This window comes from Rhodococcus sp. FW305-130 (assembly GCF_058788335.1).
Map to the genome: position 1 here is coordinate 152,380 of NZ_JBYTAP010000002.1, position 16,580 is coordinate 168,959.

A 16,580-nucleotide genomic window follows, 5' to 3' on the forward strand; every position below is an offset into this window, starting at 1 on the left:
CGAACCGTTCGCGGACCCACTCACAAAGTGTGACCGCAACCGTGTAACCAGGGAAACTTCCTAGGAGGACGCGAAGCACCCATGTCCAAAATCAAGGTTGAGGGCACCGTCGTCGAACTCGACGGCGATGAGATGACGCGCATTATCTGGCAGTTCATCAAAGACAAGTTGATCCATCCGTATCTCGATGTGAACCTCGAGTACTACGACCTCGGTATCGAGTACCGCGACGAGACCGACGACCAGGTCACCATCGACGCAGCGCACGCGATCCAGAAGCACGGCGTCGGCGTCAAATGCGCCACGATTACGCCGGACGAGGCACGTGTCGAGGAATTCGGTCTCAAGAAGATGTGGCGTTCCCCGAACGGAACGATCCGCAACATTCTCGGCGGCACGATCTTCCGCGCACCGATCATCATCTCCAACGTTCCGCGACTCGTTCCGGGCTGGACCAAGCCGATCATCATCGGCCGTCACGCATTCGGCGACCAGTACCGCGCCACAGACTTCAAGGTCCCCGGCCCCGGCAAGGTGATGATCACCTACACGCCTGAGGACGGCAGCGCACCGATCGAGCACGAACTGGTCAACTTCCCCGAAGAGGGCGGCGTCGTCCAGGGGCAGTACAACTTCACCACGTCCATCCGTGACTTCGCTCGCGCGTCGCTCACCTACGGACTGCAGCAGAACTACCCGGTGTACCTGTCCACCAAGAACACCATTCTCAAGGCGTACGACGGTGCCTTCAAGGACATCTTCCAGCACGTCTACGAGACCGAGTTCAAGGCTGAGTTCGATGCCGCAGGTCTGACCTACGAGCACCGCCTCATCGACGACATGGTCGCTTCCGCACTCAAGTGGGAGGGTGGATACGTCTGGGCATGCAAGAACTACGACGGCGACGTCCAGTCCGACACCGTGGCCCAGGGCTTCGGCTCGCTCGGCCTCATGACGTCGGTTCTGCTGACACCGGACGGAAGGACCTGTGAGGCAGAGGCTGCTCACGGCACCGTGACGCGTCACTACCGTCAGCACCAGCAGGGCAAGCCCACCTCGACCAACCCGATCGCGTCCATCTTCGCGTGGACCCGCGGGCTCGAGCATCGTGGCAAGCTCGACAGCACCCCTGAGGTCATCGGCTTCGCGCAGGCGCTCGAAGACGTTGTCATCAAGACCGTCGAAAGCGGCCAGATGACCAAGGACCTCTCGATGCTGGTCGGCGGCGATCAGGGCTACCTGACCACCGAGGAGTTCCTCGGCGCACTCGACGTGAACCTGCAGAAGGCCATGGCCGCGAAGTAGATTCACTGTTTCACCTTCTGATGGGACGTCCGGGAAACCGGGCGTCCCATTTGTGTTCGCGGTCTCACGTGAGTGAACTCACCCGCTCTCACTTGGAAGTTCAACCAGGTGTGAGACCACAATTGATCAGTGACTTCGTCTACCCTCTCCCGTTCTGACACCTCGACACCCGGGGTTCGTTCCGCCAGAGGTCCAGCGATGCTCGCTCTTGCCCTCGGCGGTTTCGGTATCGGCACAACCGAGTTCGTCGCCATGGGATTGCTCCCGGAAATGGCATCCGGGCTCGGCGTCTCGGAACCCATCGCTGGTCACGTGATCTCGGCGTACGCGCTCGGGGTTGTCGTCGGTGCTCCGCTGATCGCTGCTCTCACCGCACGGGTACCGCGCCGCACCCTGTTGATCGCACTCATGGTCGCATTCACCGTCGGCAATGCCGCTTCGGTCTTTGCGCCCTCGTACACGACGCTGATGATGGCTCGATTCGTCGCTGGATTGCCGCACGGCGCGTACTTCGGAGTCGCCGCACTGGTCGCCGCTCATTTGGCCGAACCAGGTAAACGCGCGAAGGCCGTGGCGATGGTGATGATGGGTCTGTCCGTGGCCAATGTGATCGGGGTGCCGGTCGCGGCCTGGATCGGCCAGGCACTCGGCTGGCGCAGCGCCTTCGCCTTGGTCGCCGTGATCGGGGTGGCAACCGTTGCTTCGCTGTTCGTCTGGATTCCGCGGTTGGACGATATGCCGGTGACGAATCCGATCACCGAACTCGGGGCGCTAGGCCGCGTTCAGGTGTGGATGACCCTGATCGTGGGAATGGTCGGATTCGGCGGGATGTTTGCCGTCTACACCTACATCAGTACGACGCTCACCGACGTGTCCGGTCTCGGTGCTTCGTTCATTCCTCTGGCGCTCATGCTGTACGGACTGGGCATGGTGGCCGGCAACTTCGTCGGTGGATACCTCGCGGATCGCGCACTGATGAAGGGTTTGTTCCTGTCGATGGGATCCCTCGTGGTGATCCTCGCGGTCTTCGTGATCGCTGTGCGAAATCCGTACACGGCGCTTGTCTTCGTCTTCCTCATCGGGCTTGCCGGGTCCTCGATGGTTCCTGGCCTTCAAACACGATTGATGGATGTCGCCGAGGACGCTCAGACCTTGGCTGCGTCTCTCAATCACGCCGCGCTGAACATCGCCAATGCCTTCGGAGCGTGGATCGGCGGCGTCGTCATCGCGGCCGGGTACGGGTACACCGCACCGGCAGCGGTTGGGTCGCTGCTGGCCGTCGCGGGTCTCGTCGTGCTGGCGGTTGCGGTGATTCTGCAGCGTAGGGCCGTGCGCTGACCTGGGCGCCCATCCGCGTCGGTGGAATCGGCTACGGTGCTTGCCGTGCCACAAACTGCTGACTCCCACATTCTTGCGCCCCACACCATCACGTCCGTGAACGTCAACGGCGTTCGAGCAGCTGCCCGCAAGGGCATGCTCGACTGGCTGGAGAAGACGTCGGCGGATTTCATCTGCCTTCAGGAAACGCGTGCGTCGGACGATCAGCTTCGCGAGACTCTCGAACCAGCGCTCGGCAACGGATGGTTCCTCGTCTCCGCCGAGCCGTCCGCGAAGGGACGCAACGGAGTCGCTGTGCTTTCACGCACGGAACCTGACGCGGTGCGGATCGGTCACGGCGACGACGAGTTTCTCGACGTCGGTCGATACATCGAAGCCGACTTCGCGGATCTGACCGTCGCGAGCCTGTACCTGCCCTCCGGTGAGGCGCTCACGCCGAAGCAGGAGGAGAAGGAGCGGTTCATGGCGTCCTTCGCAGTTCACCTCGCTACCACCGCTGCGGCGGCCGAGGCTGCCGATCGTCACGTGGTGGTCAGCGGCGATTGGAACATCGCGCACACCGAACTCGACCTCAAGAACTGGAAGACCAACAAGAAGTCTTCGGGATTCCTCCCCGAGGAGCGCGCCTGGATGGATCTGCTGTTCGCCGAAGATTCCGCGTGGGTCGATGTCTTCCGCACCCTCCATCCGGGTGTCGACGGTCCGTACTCGTGGTGGTCGTACCGCGGCAAGGCATTCGACAACGATTCGGGTTGGCGTATCGACTACCAGGTTGCCACCCGCGGATACGCCGAGCGGGCCAAGGTTGCGCTCGTGGAACGCGCTGAGTCCTACGACCTCCGTTGGTCGGATCACGCACCTGTCACTGTCTCGTACCGGTAGGGACGCGCATGTCTGAAGGTCTGAAAATGCCGAGCGCAAAGACGCGCAACGCCATCATCACCGTCGTGGTGGCGGTGGTGGCGCTCGTACTGGCGGTAACCCTTTCTTCACGTGACTCCGACAGTTCGGCGTCGTCGGTTACGAAGTCCTCGAGTGCCCAGTCCTCGACTGTTCAAGCCAAGCCGGGTGCTACCACCAAGGCCGCGCCGTCGAGTTCCGTGCCCTCGAGCTCCGCGCCCTCCAGCTCCGCCGTCAAGACAACGCAGCAGACGAACAGCGATGCGCCGGCGCGCGTTCTCGCCACGCTCGTGGAGATCGACGCCGGGCGGTGGCCGGATTCCGCCAATGCGCCGGGCACCAAGGGCGGCATCACCTTCCGCAACAGCGAAGGGCGTCTGCCCGCTGTCGGTGCCGGTGGCGGACGTGTCGTCTATCAGGAATGGGACGTCAACGCGAAGAAAAACGGCCAAGGTCGTGATGCCGAGCGAATCGTCACCGGTAACGACGGTTCGGCGTGGTACACCCTCGATCACTACGACACGTTTGTGAGGATTCGCTGATGTCGGACTCGTATACGGTCAGCGTGGCGCAGTGGCTGGATCCGTCTTCCGATGTGGCTTCGGTGGCCCTGCAGGGCGACCCGGCCGTTGCGGATGATCTTGCACGTGAACTCCGTGGCGAGAATTTTGTCGTTCGGGTGGTTCGCGGAGAGAACATGCGAACAACGGCGCAGGTCTTCGACGAGTTCGCGGCAGCCTTCCAGTTTCCGTCCCACTTCGGGCGCAACAAAGACGCTTTCGACGATGTCATGCGCGATCTCGACGGCGTACTCGGACTTGGCGCCGGATATGTAGTTGTGATCCGAGGTGCGGGTTCTCTACTGTCCGAGCAACAGGATCAGTTGGAGTGGTTCCGCGAAACGATGGACTTCTACACCGAAGAATGGGAACCCGTCGTTTTCCGGACCGTCTACCAGTTCGGTGCGGAGGACCTCACCGCCCACGGTGAAGACCTCGTCGAACTCGACTACCCGGGCACCACGCCACTGCACTGATTTCCACTCGTGAAAAGATCGGAACCATGTCGACCCCTGCAGAACAGAAGCCCACCGCAAAGCCTCGCGTGCTTTCCGGAATCCAGCCGACGTCGGATTCTTTCCACCTCGGCAACTACCTGGGTGCGCTGCAGCAGTGGGTTCCGTTGCAGGACGATTTCGACGCTTTCTACTTCATTCCGGATCTTCATGCCATCACGGTGACGCAGGACCCGAAGGAATTGCGTCGTCGCACCAAGGTTGCGGTGGCTCAGCTCCTTGCGGTGGGTATCGATCCGGATCGGGCGACGCTGTTCGTACAGAGTCAGGTTCCCGAGCACGCACAGTTGGCGTGGGTCCTGAACTGCATCACCGGTTTCGGTGAAGCCAGCCGTATGACGCAGTTCAAGGACAAGTCCGCCAAGCAAGGCAGCGACAACGCCAGTGTCGGTTTGTTCACGTATCCGGTTCTGATGGCCGCGGACATCCTTCTGTACCGCCCGCAGCGAGTTCCGGTGGGTGAGGATCAGCGTCAGCACCTCGAACTCGCACGCGATCTGGCCGGCCGGTTCAACACCCGCTACGGCAAGGCGTTCGTTGTTCCCGAGCCGCAGATCATCAAGGGCACGGCAAAGATCTACGACCTGCAGGATCCGACCGCCAAGATGAGCAAGTCCGCCGCCAGTGCGGCCGGACTGATCAATCTGCTCGACGATCCGAAGGTGTCGGCAAAGAAGATCAAGTCGGCCGTCACCGACAACGAGCGCGAGATTCGTTTCGACCCGCAGGCCAAGCCGGGCGTCAGCAACCTGCTCACCATTCAGTCGGCTCTCTCGGGAGTGCCGATCGAGACTCTGGTGGCCGGTTACGAGGGCAAGGGGTACGGCGACCTCAAGACCGATACCGCTGACGTGCTGACCGAGTTCGTCACCCCACTCAAGGCGAAGGTCGACGGTTACCTTGCCGACGAGGCAGAGCTGGATCGCATCATCGCGGCTGGAGCGCACCGCGCCCGTGAGGTGTCTTCACGCACTCTCGCCGCTGTCTATGACAAGGTCGGATTCCTGGCACCGAAGGGCTGACTTACGCGAATTCGGACTCACGACGCCTGACCGAACATGAGGGGGACGGCAATGGCTGACACGGACGACGACGCACCGAGCTTTCTCGAGAAGCAACGAGCAGCGCGACCCTGGCTCGATCATCTGGTTCGCGCCGCAGGACGTTTCCAAGAGCAAAAGGGCGATTACTACGCTGCGGGAATCACGTACTTCAGTGTTCTCGCATTGATTCCGATCATGATGGTCGCGTTTGCAGTGGCCGGTTTCGTATTGGCCGGGCATCCCGAGTACCTGGAGTCGATTCAGGAGCAGATCACCAAGAGCATTCCGGGCAGCTTGGGTGACACCATCAACACGCTGATCGATTCGGCTATCGACTCGCGCGCGAGCGTCGGAATCTTCGGTCTCCTGGGTGCCGCGTACGCGGGTCTCGGTTGGATGGCAAATGTTCGCGACGCGCTGACGGCGATGTGGGAGAGCAAGCGCGAGCCGAAGGGTTTCGTTCGTACCAAACTCGGTGACGCAGGGGCCCTCATCGGTCTGGCTCTCGCCATGGTCGTCTCACTGGGAATGTCGGCGCTGAGCAGCGGGCCGGTTGCGACTCAGATCGTGAAATGGCTCAACCTCGAGAACATCACCGGTGTCGGCGTGGGGCTCAGAGTCGTTTCACTGTTGCTCTCACTCCTGGCGACGTGGGCGGTGTTCCTGTGGGTGATTGCCCGGCTACCGCGCGAGCCTGTCACGCTGCGCAGCGCCGCGCAGGCAGCGCTTATCGCCGCGGTCGTGTTCGAAATCTTCAAGCAGGTAGGTGCGATCTACCTCGCGGCCGTCACCAGTGGCCCGGCGGGCGTGGCATTCGGCCCGATCATCGGTTTGCTCGTGTTCGTGTTCACTGCGTCGAGGATGCTGCTGTTCTGCACGGCGTGGGCGGCGACGACAAAGGAAAGTATGGCTCTCGCCTTCGTTCCGCCGCCGGATCCGGCCGTGATCTCGCCGCGAATCGTTGTCAGTGACGGAGCTTCACCGTCTCGCGTGGCTGCGTTGATCGCCACGGGTGCGGTTGCCGGCCTGGGTCTTTCGGGCTTCATGCGCCGTCGGCCGCGCTAGCGCCTTCGACGGTTCAGGGCAACGGCTCCCGCCACCAGCGCGATCACCACAACTCCGCCGACAGCACCGATGAGGATGCGGTCAGTGGTGTCCGACTCGGTGTCGGTAGCGGTGGGTGCTGCCGAGATCGAGGCTGGTGCAGCGGCAGACGGTGTGCGAGTGACATCGGGCGTGGCATCGTCGGTCGATCGGTCCGTCAACGAGCCGACGGTTGTGCTGGCGGGGAGTGCATATCCGTAGTCGAGTAGACGGGCAGCCTGCTCCCACGGACGGATCGGCTTGGCTTCGCCGCCCATCAATGTCACCAGTAGTTTCCGGCCGTTGCGCTCCGCAGCACCGACGTACGTGTGGCGGGCGTCGTCGGTGAAGCCGGTCTTGCCGCCCAATGCGCCGTCGTAGTTGTAGAGCAACTGATTGTCGTTCGCGAGAGTGAATCCGGGGCGGTCCTGATCGTCAGGAATCGTCGGATCTTTCGGGAAGCCGGGAAACTCGACGGTTTCGGTATGGATCAGTCCGGCAAACGTCGGATTCTGGAGGGCTGTATGGAAGATTACGGCCAGGTCGTACGGTGAGCTGCTCATCCCCGGGCCGTCGAGTCCGGATGGAGTTGCCGTGCGAGTGTCGAGGGCGCCGAGTTCGGCCGCGAGCGCGTTCATCTTCGACACGGCTGCAGCGTCACCGCCGAGTTGGCGGGCAAGAGCGTGCGCGGCATCGTTTCCCGACGCCATGACCAGACCCTGCATCAGTTGCCGGTTGGTGTACTTGCCGCCCTTGCCGATGCCGACAGCGCTACCTTCAGCGTCCGCATCTTCGGCAGTTGCGGTGATTTCGGTGTCGAGATCGAGTTCGTCGAGAGCGACGAGAGCCAACAGCATCTTGATGGTGCTGGCCGGTCGGTAGCGACCGTGCGGATCTTTCGCGGCGAGGACCTCACCGGTTTCGGCGTCCGCGAGTACCCATCCGGATGCCGCGATGTCGGCCGGGAGCGGGGGAGCGCCGTCAGGAAGTACGACGCCACACTCGCCGAGCTTGTCTCCACCGACGGGGCTTTCCGGAATCGGGACAGCAGTCGGGGCCGTGGATCCGGGCGCGGGTGCTTCGGAGAGATCGATCGCCGGCGCCGGGCTACTCGTGAACGGGCAGCTGTCGGTGTTGGGTGTTGTGAACGGTGCCTCGGTGGTGGTGGTGGGCGGCGGCGGGGCCGGTTGGGCGCCGGCCACTCCCGAGGTCCCTACGACACCGGTAAACGCAATGCTCCCTGAGAGCACTGTTCCGGCCACTGCCACTGCACACTTTCGACGCCACATCATCGATATACGAGGGTATGCGAACGTGAGGGAACGTCCGAATCGCCGCGCAAGCAGAGGGATCGAAAACAGGCGATTCGGTTTGTACATCGGTCATAGTGGACGGATGAACCTCACAGTCATACGCGGACGCCTGACGCTCGCCGCAATGACACTCATCGGAACGTCAGCCGCCGTCGTGGGATGTTCCGGCGATTCGGAACCGTCGGCCGAGAGCCAAATCTCTGCCGTGGTCGGTCAGAGTTTCGAATTCATGGCCGAAAGGGACTGGGAGGCAGTGGACAGCACTCAATGCAGTTCGATGCGCAGCGAGAGCCCCCGGGCCGAAGAGTCGCCGTTCGACGACACGCTTGCGAGTCTGAGGTTGGACGGAGTGGAGAACATCGTCGTGAACGGGGATTCGGCAACAGCCAACACTCGCCATTACAGCACCGAGGATCCGTCCGAGATGATGCGCGAGGACATCACGTTGATCAAGGAGAACGGCGCCTGGGTTGTGTGCTGACGTCTTTATGTGGTGACAATCGAAGATCGCCGCCGATGAGTTCCACCACCACACAGAGTCTGTAACAGTGGGGTAGTCGACTACTCGAATGGCGCACACGCACTGACGACAGGGGATCGGTATGGGCAAGATCGTGGTGACGGAATTCGTGTCTTTGGACATGGTCATGGAAGCGCCCGGTGGCGAACCGGGCTATGCGCACACTGGATGGGTCTTTCCGTACCAGGAGGGCGATCAGATGAAGTTCAAACTCGACGAAACCCTCGCCGCGGACGTGCTTCTACTCGGTCGACGGACCTACGAGAGCTTCGCCGGTGCCTGGCCTGAGCGCGAAGACGACCAAGGCTTTGCGGACAAGATGAACGAGATGCCCAAGTACGTCGTGACGAGTTCGACGGAGCCGCTCGAATGGAACAACTCGACGGCGCTCGACGGTCCCATCGAGGAATCCGTTCCGAAGCTGAAGGAACAGATCGACGGCGAAATCCTGGTCGCGGGAAGTCGGACGCTCGTCCACGCGTTGTTGCTGGCCGGTCTGGTCGACGAGCTGCGACTGATGGTCTTCCCGGTCATTCTCGGGTCCGGCGGGAGAGTGTTCCCCGAATCGGCCGACAAGATCGACCTCGAGTTGAAGGACGATCGTCGGTACGAATCCGGAGTTCAGGTGCTGACGTACCACCCCACGGTCGCGTAGACCTCTCGAAAACATCTGTGGCCGAGCCTCTTCGAGAGTCTCGGCCACAGATGTCTTGCCGGCTAACTGTTTTCGGGGAAGCCGAGGTTGATGCCGCCGTGGCTGGGGTCGAGCCAGCGACTGGTGACGGCTTTACCTCGCGTGAAGAAATGAACACCTTCTGTCCCGTGAGCGTGGGTGTCACCGAAGAGGCTGTTCTTCCAGCCGCCGAAGCTGTAGTAGGCCATGGGAACCGGGATGGGGACGTTGATGCCGATCATGCCGACCTCCACCTCGTTCTGGAAGCGTCGGGCAGCGCCGCCGTCGTTGGTGAAGATGGCGGTGCCGTTTCCGTACGGGTTGTTGTTGATCAGTTCGAGGGCTTGGTCGTAGGTATCGACGCGCACGACGGAGAGAACAGGCCCGAAGATTTCGTCGGTGTAGATCGACATGTCGGTGGTGACGTGGTCGATGAGGGTGGGTCCAAGCCAGAAGCCGTCCGGTCCACCATCGGCCTGGACTGTACGTCCGTCGACCACGATGGTGGCGCCGTCCTTCTCGCCTGCATCGACGTATGAGGCGACCTTGTCGCGGTGGGCCTTGGTGACGAGCGGACCCATGTCGGAGTTCTTGGTGCCGTCACCGGTGACGAGGGGAGTGGTGCGCTCGACGATCTTGGCGACCAGTTCGTCGGCGATGTCGCCGACTGCGACCAGGGCGGAGATCGCCATGCATCGTTCGCCCGCGGAGCCGAATCCCGCGTTGACCATTGCGTCGGCGGCGAGGTCGAGGTCGGCGTCCGGCAGAACGATGGCGTGGTTCTTGGCGCCGCCGAGTGCTTGCACGCGTTTGCCGTTGGCGGTGCCGGTGGCATAGACGTACTGGGCGATGGGGGTGGATCCGACAAACGAAATCGCTTTGACTGCTTTGTTTTCCAGAAGTTCGTCGACGGCGAGCTTGTCACCTTGGAGGACGTTGAAGACGCCGGGGGGCAGACCGGCTTCGGCCCAGAGTTCGGCGAGCCAGATCGCCGCGGTGGGGTCCTTCTCCGAGGGTTTGAGAATCACGGTGTTCCCGGCGGCGATGGCAACCGGGAAGAACCACATCGGGACCATCGCGGGAAAGTTGAAGGGGGAGATGATGCCTACGGGGCCGAGGGGTTGGCGGATGGAGTAGACGTCGACCTTGGTCGATGCATTCTCGGTGTATCCGCCCTTGAGGAGATGCGGTATTCCGCAGGCGAATTCGACTACTTCTTGTCCGCGGCTGATTTCGCCGAGGGCGTCGGAGAGAACCTTGCCGTGCTCGGCTGTGATGATCTCGGCGAGTTCACCTTTGCGAGCGTTGAGGAGTTCGCGGAAGCTGAACAGTATCTGTGTGCGCCGGGCCAGGGAGGTGTCACGCCAGGCGGGGAAGGCCGCCGCAGCAGCGTCGATGACGGTGCGGGCATCCTCGAGGTTCGCCAGGGCGAGTCGGCCGGTGATCTGCCCGGTGGCGGGGTTGGTGACGGGGGCGGTGTTCTCGGATGTTCCGGCGAACGACTTGCCGTCCAACCAGTGTGCGATGACACGAGTATCAGTGCTGGTCATGGTATTTCCTAGTGGTCTGGTGGCTCAGGAGTTCGGGGAGGTGTACTTGGCGACATAGTCGTTCATCGTCTCGCGCTGGTACCGGGAAACCTCGTGTGCGTTTTCGTTCTCGGCGAAGACGCTCGACACCATCACGGTGTTGTCACGATCGTAGAAGCCGAGTTTGCCGAGGCCGCCGAAGAATTCGTCCCAGTTGACGTCTCCGTCCCCGATTTTGAGGTGTTGATGCACTCGAACGGCATTGCCTGGCGGATTGGTGATGTAGCGAAGTCCGTGGGAACGGTGATGATCCATGGTGTCTGCCACATGTACGAGACGGACCATGTCGCCGGCGGCCTCCATGATGGCGGGAAGGTCCCCACCCATATGGAATTGGTGGCACGCCACGATCACCATGCCGAGGTTCTTGGAGTTCACGCCACGGATCGTGCGGATCGCGGCAAGTCCGTCTTCGACAAAATCGTCCGGGTGCGGGTCGATCAGGACGTCGATCCCCTCGCGTTCGATGATCGGAAGCAGTTCCTCCATCGAACGATAGAACGCACGCTCGGACTCTTCGGCTTTCTCGGGGCGGCCGGAGAATTCGGTGTTCATGACGTTGACACCGAGATCGACCGTGATCTGGATGGCCCGCTTCCAGTAACGCACTGCTGCTTCGCGAGCGTCCTCGTCCGGGCCGGACCACCGAAGGACCGGGAGCACCGACGCGATGCCGACTCCCGCACTCGCGCAGGCCTTCCGGAACTCGGCGACGAGCGCGTCGTCGGCTTTCGGGTGATTGAAGAACGGGATCATGTCGACGTGCGGTGTGAGCTGCAGGTACTCGTACCCGAGATCGGCAACAACTCGGGGAAGCTCCAGCAGCGAGTAGTCGTGATGGAACGGTGTGGGATCGAGAGCGACCTTCATCGCTACGCCCCGGCCACAGAGTCGCGCGGAACCATGTCCACGACGACGCGTTGACCCGTCTCCAGAGACTTCACGCCAGCGGCGCAGACAGCGGCCGCGGCGTACCCGTCCCAGGCACCTGGTCCGTCGATGTAGTTGCCGGTGCCGGCGCCCGTCTTCACTGCCTTGATCCACCGGGCGAACTCGGTGTCGTATGCCTGCCCGAAGCGTTCGCGGAATCCTGGGGTGATCTGCCCACCCCAGTTGCCGGGCTTGGTCTTTCGGATCAGTCCCACGTCGAGTCCGATCATCGCGCTTCCGAGTTCGCCGACAACTTCGGTGCGCACCTCGTAGGCAACTCCGGTGGTGACAAACACCTCGGCGTCGACGTGTCTACCGGACTCGGTCTCGAATATAGCGATCTGTGGGTCTTGAATACCCTCGGGAGCAAGCGAATTCGCAGACGGCCGAATTATCTGCACCGAGGTGATCTCTTCGTCGAGCAGGAATCGCGTCACGTCGACCTCGTGGACGAGTGAGTCCTTGACGATCATCGCGCTGTCGAAGCCGTTCGGAACCGCAGGATTGCGGTGCGCGCAGTGAACAACGAGAGGGCGACCGAGATCGCCGCTGTCGATCAAATCCTTGAGCTGGGTGTATTCGTGGTCGAACCGGCGCATGAAACCGACCTGGATCAGTTTCTTTCCCAGCGCTGCTTCGGCTTTGACGATCGCCAGCGAACTGCCCGCGTCGGTGGTCAGCGGCTTCTCGCAGAGAACCGGCTTGCCTGCTTCGAGGCAGGCAAGTACCTGCTTCTCATGGGTCGGGCCCGGGGTTGCGAGCACAACGGCGTCGACGTCCTCGGCTGCGATGGCATCGAACGGATCGACGACGACGCGTGACCCCGGCGTCAATGCTGCGATTTCCTCGGCGCGGGCAAGAGAGTAGTCGTTGACGACGGTGACTCGGGCACCGCCGATTTTGTTGGTGATGCGGTCGACGTGATCGGCCCCCATGATGCCGACGCCGAGCACTGCGATCCGGAGATCCTGGTTGTCAGACATGCGGTGGTACTCCTCGATTGTGTTGCTCAGCTGAAACGGACGGCGGGGACGCCACAGGTGGACAGGTATTTCTGAGTGCGCGCTGCGATGGGCAGCGGTGTGTCGGGATGGCAGGGATACATGTCCTGCTCGACGATCGCGAACACGTCGATGCCGAGCTTCTCGATGGCCTCCAGAAGCGGCGGCATGTCCGGGATTCCACGCGGTGGTTCGATCATCGCGCCGAGTTTGACGGCTTCGCCGAACGGCAGGTCCTCCGCCTCCACCTTGGCGACGATCGCCGGATCCACCTGCTTAAGGTGCAGGTACCCGATGCGCTCCGGATGCTTGTTGATGATGGCCAGGTTGTCGCCGCCGCAGTAGCTGATGTGGCCGGTATCGAGGCACAGGTTCACGAAACGCTCGTCTGTACCTTCGAGGAACTTGTAGACGTTGTCCTCGATATCGACATGGCTGTCGGCATGAGGGTGGTACTGCGCCATGACGCCGTACTCCTCGAGCATCGCCTTGCCGAGAGCGTTCATGCCGTCGGTCTTCTTGCGCCACTGCTCGGGAGTCAGATTTCGATCCTCGAGTACCACTCCGGTGGAAGGATCGCGCCACATCTCGGGTATGACCACTACGTGCTTGCCGCCGACGGCTGCGGTCAACTTGGCGACGTCCTTGATCTGATTCCAGACGGCATCCCAGGAATCGTCCTGGTGCAGGTGTTCGAAAACGGTACCGGCCGAAAGCTTGAGGCCGCGTGCTCCGAGTTCGTCAGTCAGCTTGGCTGGATCGGTCGGAAGGTATCCGAACGGACCGAGTTCGATCCATTCATATCCCGACGCGGACACCTCGTCGAGGAATCGCGTGTACGGGGTCTGCTGAGGGTCGTCCGGAAACCACACACCCCAGGAGTCGGGGGCTGATCCGACGCGAATCGCGCTCATGTCTAGATTCCTTTCGCGGGCAAGCTTTTTGGGGTGTGGTTGTGCGGAAATTTCATTCGGATGGACGGAGGTACGGTCGCTGGATCTTCTTCCAGGACTCGTAGGTTGTCCGGGCGTTCTTGGTCGATTCCAGTTCGGAGGTGGCCGATACCGGTACATCCCACCAGGATTCGCTGTCCGGGGCGCCGATCAGCGGATCGGTTTCGACGTGGATGACCGTGCTGGTGTCGCTTGCTTTGGCGACTTTGATCGCATCGGCGAACTCGGCGGCGGTGTTGGCGCGGATGACGTCGACACCGAGGCTGGCGGCGTTCGCGGCCAGATCGACCGGGAGAACACCTCCGTCGAGACGTCCGTCATTCGAGCGGTAGCGGTACTGCGTGCCGAAGCGCTGGGAACCCAACGACTCGGATAGCGAACCGATGGAGGCAAATCCGTGATTCTGCACCAGGACGACGATGACCTTGAGGCGTTCCTGTACGGCGGTGACCAATTCGGTGGCCATCATCAGATAGGAACCGTCGCCGACCATCACGAACACGTCGCGATCGGGGCACGCCATGCGGACGCCTAGACCGCCGGCAACTTCGTATCCCATGCACGAGTACCCGTATTCGACGTGATACCCCTTGGGATCACGGGTTCGCCACAGCTTGTGGAGGTCACCCGGCATGGACCCGGCAGCGCACACCACGACGTCACGTGGATCGGACAGAGTGTTGACCAGGCCGATCACCTGATTCTGATTCAGTGACCCGTCGGCAGCGGGTTCGGCTGGGTTGTAGACGGATTCGACGATCGCATCCCAATCGCGAGCGAGTTCACCGATCCTGGACGCGTATTCGTCGTCCACCCGGTAGTCGTTCAGTGCGATCGCCAGCGCGTCGAGCGCCTCACGTGCGTCGGCGACCACGCTGACTCCGCCCTGCTTCACGGAGTCCAGTGAAGCGACGTTGATGTTGACGAAGCGAACGTCGGGATTGGTGAATGCGGTGCGGGACGCGCTCGTGAAATCGCTGTACCGCGTGCCGATACCGATGACGACGTCCGCCTCGGTAGCCAGTACGTTTGCAGCCGTAGTGCCGGTGGACCCCACCGCCCCGACGGATTGTGGATGGTCGTAGACCAATGAACCCTTGCCGGCCTGGCTCTGCCCCACGGGGATTCCGGTCTGCGCGCAGAACGCTGCCAGAGAGTCGGTGGCCTGGCTGTAGATCACTCCGCCGCCGGCGACGATCAGTGGCTTGCGAGCCGAGCGGATGATCGCGGCGGCGCGTTCGATCACCGATCGTTCGGGGAGCGGGCGGGCCACGTGCCACACCCGTTCGGCGAAGAAGGACTCGGGCCAGTCGAAAGCCTCGGCCTGCACGTCCTGCGGGATGGCGATGGTCACTGCGCCGGTCTCGACGGGATCAGTGAGAACGCGCATCCCGGCGAGCAGAGCGCTCGGCAACTGCTCCGGGCGCCATACCCGATCGAAGTATCGTGAGACCGGTTTGAAAGCGTCGTTGACTGTGACGTCGCCGCTCGACGGGAGTTCGAGTTCCTGTAAGACGGGGGCACTGGCGCGGGTCGCGAAAGTGTCTGCGGGAAGCAGTAATACAGGTAGACGGTTGATGGTGGCCAGTGCCGCGCCGGTGATCATATTGGTGGCACCGGGGCCGACGCTGGACGAGACTGCCCACGTCTGCAGGCGGTCCTTCATGCGGGCGTGCGCGACAGCCGAATGCACCATCGCCTGTTCATTGCGGCCGAGCACGTAGGGGAGTGTCGGCTCACGGCCGGCATCGAGATCCTGGATCTCGGCCTGCAAGAGTGCCTGCCCCAGTCCGGCGACGTTGCCGTGCCCGAAGATTCCGAAGCAGCCGGCGAACAGCTTGGTGCGCTGGCCGTCGCGTTCGGTGTACTGGTTGGCGAGGAAGCGGACGACAGCTTGAGAAACGGTGAGGTGTACGGTCGGCTCGTCGCGAGGTAGACGATTGCCGGTTGCGTTGTTGGTGGGTGCCACAGCTTTCACTTCCGTCAGTTGTGGGACTGCAACGGCAGTCGAGGGTCGATGTCCTGGTGATCCCAGCTTCCACGTAGCCAGGTGTGTTGCGGATCGTCACAGATGTTCCACGCCCGGATCTCGCCCGAACCTGCCATGACATTGAGGTAGTACATGTGGTGGCCCGGCGCTGCGATGGACGGGCCGTGATAGCCGTGCGGCACGAGGACGACGTCGCCCGAGCGGACTTCCTCGAGCACCTCGATAGGTCTCTCGGCGGTTCCGTACACGCGGTGGTAGCCGAACCCTTCGGTCCCGGTGGGGCTTCGGTCGATCTCGAAGTAGTAGATCTCTTCCAGGGCCGATTCGACGTCGCTGTTCTCGTCGTGCTTGTGGCTGGGATACGACGACCAGTTCCCGCCGGGGGTGATGACCTCACACGCGATGATGGAGTCTGCCTCGAAAGTGTCTGCGGTGGCGAAGTTGTGAACCTGTCGGCTGCAGTTACCGGCGCCGCGGAGTTCGACGGCAACTCCTGATGCGGGACCGTAGCGATGGGGGAGCTTTGCGCCGGCGCGCGCTCCGCACAGGGCGAAGCGGCCTCCACCTGCGCTGGCCACTGTGTAGTCGGAATCGCGTCCTATGTAGGCGAAGTCGCTCGGTCCGTCGAAGACCGACGCGCGGCCGGTCAGGGCGATCTCCGTCCCCTCGGCAACTATCACGGCCGAACCCGACAGTGGAACGACGACTATCTCGTTCTCGCCGGACTGCAAGCGGACGCTCGCGCCAGGGGCGAGTTCGAGTGTCCACAAGCTGGATTCGGTCCAACCCGCGGACTCCGGCGTGACCACTGTCGTGAAATCACCGTCGGCGGACGATCCGGCGGGGACGTAGTACTTGCTGAACATC

General features: G+C 62.3%; 16 protein-coding genes. 9 read left to right on the plus strand and 7 right to left on the minus strand.

Annotated features, from left to right (window positions below; genetic code table 11):
- Positions 1–81: 81 nt before the first annotated feature.
- The 7 genes from AC3WQS_RS06815 (at position 82) to yhjD (ending at position 6,726) form a co-directional block, all read left to right on the plus strand.
- Positions 82–1,305 (plus strand): NADP-dependent isocitrate dehydrogenase, encoded by a 1,224-nt coding sequence (locus tag AC3WQS_RS06815; RefSeq protein WP_019747659.1) that lies wholly within the window; start codon positions 82–84, stop codon positions 1,303–1,305.
- A 129-nt stretch (positions 1,306–1,434) separates the two neighbouring features.
- Complete coding sequence (locus tag AC3WQS_RS06820) at positions 1,435–2,643, plus strand: MFS transporter (protein ID WP_492712148.1); 1,209 nt, start codon at positions 1,435–1,437, stop codon at positions 2,641–2,643.
- Positions 2,644–2,679: 36 nt separating this feature from the next.
- Positions 2,680–3,525, plus strand: coding sequence for an exodeoxyribonuclease III (locus AC3WQS_RS06825; protein WP_492712146.1), 846 nt, complete (start codon positions 2,680–2,682; stop codon positions 3,523–3,525).
- Positions 3,526–3,533: 8 nt separating this feature from the next.
- On the plus strand, positions 3,534–4,085 hold the full coding sequence (locus AC3WQS_RS06830) for a guanyl-specific ribonuclease (RefSeq protein WP_306490550.1): 552 nt from the start codon (positions 3,534–3,536) through the stop codon (positions 4,083–4,085).
- Complete coding sequence (locus AC3WQS_RS06835) at positions 4,085–4,579, plus strand: barstar family protein (protein ID WP_492712144.1); 495 nt, start codon at positions 4,085–4,087, stop codon at positions 4,577–4,579. Before AC3WQS_RS06830 ends, AC3WQS_RS06835 begins: the two co-directional genes overlap by 1 nt.
- Before the next feature lie 26 nt (positions 4,580–4,605).
- A complete protein-coding gene (trpS, locus tag AC3WQS_RS06840) occupies positions 4,606–5,640 on the plus strand; it encodes a tryptophan--tRNA ligase (protein WP_003941025.1) in 1,035 nt (344 codons plus the stop codon).
- A gap of 51 nt (positions 5,641–5,691) precedes the next feature.
- Positions 5,692–6,726, plus strand: coding sequence for an inner membrane protein YhjD (yhjD, locus tag AC3WQS_RS06845; RefSeq protein ID WP_020969131.1), 1,035 nt, complete (start codon positions 5,692–5,694; stop codon positions 6,724–6,726).
- Here yhjD and AC3WQS_RS06850 read toward each other — a convergent pair.
- Positions 6,723–8,036 carry a D-alanyl-D-alanine carboxypeptidase family protein gene (locus AC3WQS_RS06850; protein ID WP_492712143.1) on the minus strand — a complete coding sequence of 438 codons (1,314 nt, stop codon included), beginning with the start codon at positions 8,034–8,036 and terminating at the stop codon, positions 6,723–6,725. The two genes, yhjD and AC3WQS_RS06850, sit on opposite strands and share 4 nt — an antisense overlap.
- Before the next feature lie 103 nt (positions 8,037–8,139).
- Here AC3WQS_RS06850 and AC3WQS_RS06855 point away from each other — a divergent pair, with 103 nt between their 5' ends.
- Both AC3WQS_RS06855 and AC3WQS_RS06860 read left to right on the plus strand, forming a co-directional pair.
- On the plus strand, positions 8,140–8,538 hold the full coding sequence (locus tag AC3WQS_RS06855) for an Rv0361 family membrane protein (RefSeq protein WP_047888601.1): 399 nt from the start codon (positions 8,140–8,142) through the stop codon (positions 8,536–8,538).
- Positions 8,539–8,659: 121 nt separating this feature from the next.
- A complete protein-coding gene (locus AC3WQS_RS06860) occupies positions 8,660–9,232 on the plus strand; it encodes a dihydrofolate reductase family protein (protein WP_019747666.1) in 573 nt (190 codons plus the stop codon).
- 62 nt (positions 9,233–9,294) lie between these two features.
- Here the strand turns inward: AC3WQS_RS06860 and AC3WQS_RS06865 are convergent, their stop codons facing one another.
- From AC3WQS_RS06865 to iolB, 6 genes are read right to left on the minus strand one after another with little or no spacing between them, the layout of a single operon-like run.
- Positions 9,295–10,800 carry a CoA-acylating methylmalonate-semialdehyde dehydrogenase gene (locus AC3WQS_RS06865; protein ID WP_019747667.1) on the minus strand — a complete coding sequence of 502 codons (1,506 nt, stop codon included), beginning with the start codon at positions 10,798–10,800 and terminating at the stop codon, positions 9,295–9,297.
- A gap of 24 nt (positions 10,801–10,824) precedes the next feature.
- Positions 10,825–11,709, minus strand: a complete 885-nt coding sequence (locus AC3WQS_RS06870; protein WP_020969134.1) for a sugar phosphate isomerase/epimerase family protein — start codon at positions 11,707–11,709, stop codon at positions 10,825–10,827.
- Between the two features lie 2 nt (positions 11,710–11,711).
- A complete protein-coding gene (locus AC3WQS_RS06875) occupies positions 11,712–12,752 on the minus strand; it encodes a Gfo/Idh/MocA family protein (protein ID WP_046378295.1) in 1,041 nt (346 codons plus the stop codon).
- 26 nt (positions 12,753–12,778) lie between these two features.
- On the minus strand, positions 12,779–13,684 hold the full coding sequence (locus tag AC3WQS_RS06880) for a sugar phosphate isomerase/epimerase family protein (RefSeq protein ID WP_046378296.1): 906 nt from the start codon (positions 13,682–13,684) through the stop codon (positions 12,779–12,781).
- A 52-nt stretch (positions 13,685–13,736) separates the two neighbouring features.
- Positions 13,737–15,692: a 3D-(3,5/4)-trihydroxycyclohexane-1,2-dione acylhydrolase (decyclizing) gene (gene iolD, locus AC3WQS_RS06885; protein ID WP_492712137.1), complete on the minus strand. Its 1,956-nt coding sequence runs from the start codon at positions 15,690–15,692 to the stop codon at positions 13,737–13,739.
- 14 nt (positions 15,693–15,706) lie between these two features.
- The gene (iolB, locus tag AC3WQS_RS06890) at positions 15,707–16,579 is read right to left on the minus strand and encodes a 5-deoxy-glucuronate isomerase (RefSeq protein WP_020969138.1); all 873 of its coding nucleotides are present in this window, start codon (positions 16,577–16,579) and stop codon (positions 15,707–15,709) included.
- Position 16,580: the final 1 nt, after the last annotated feature.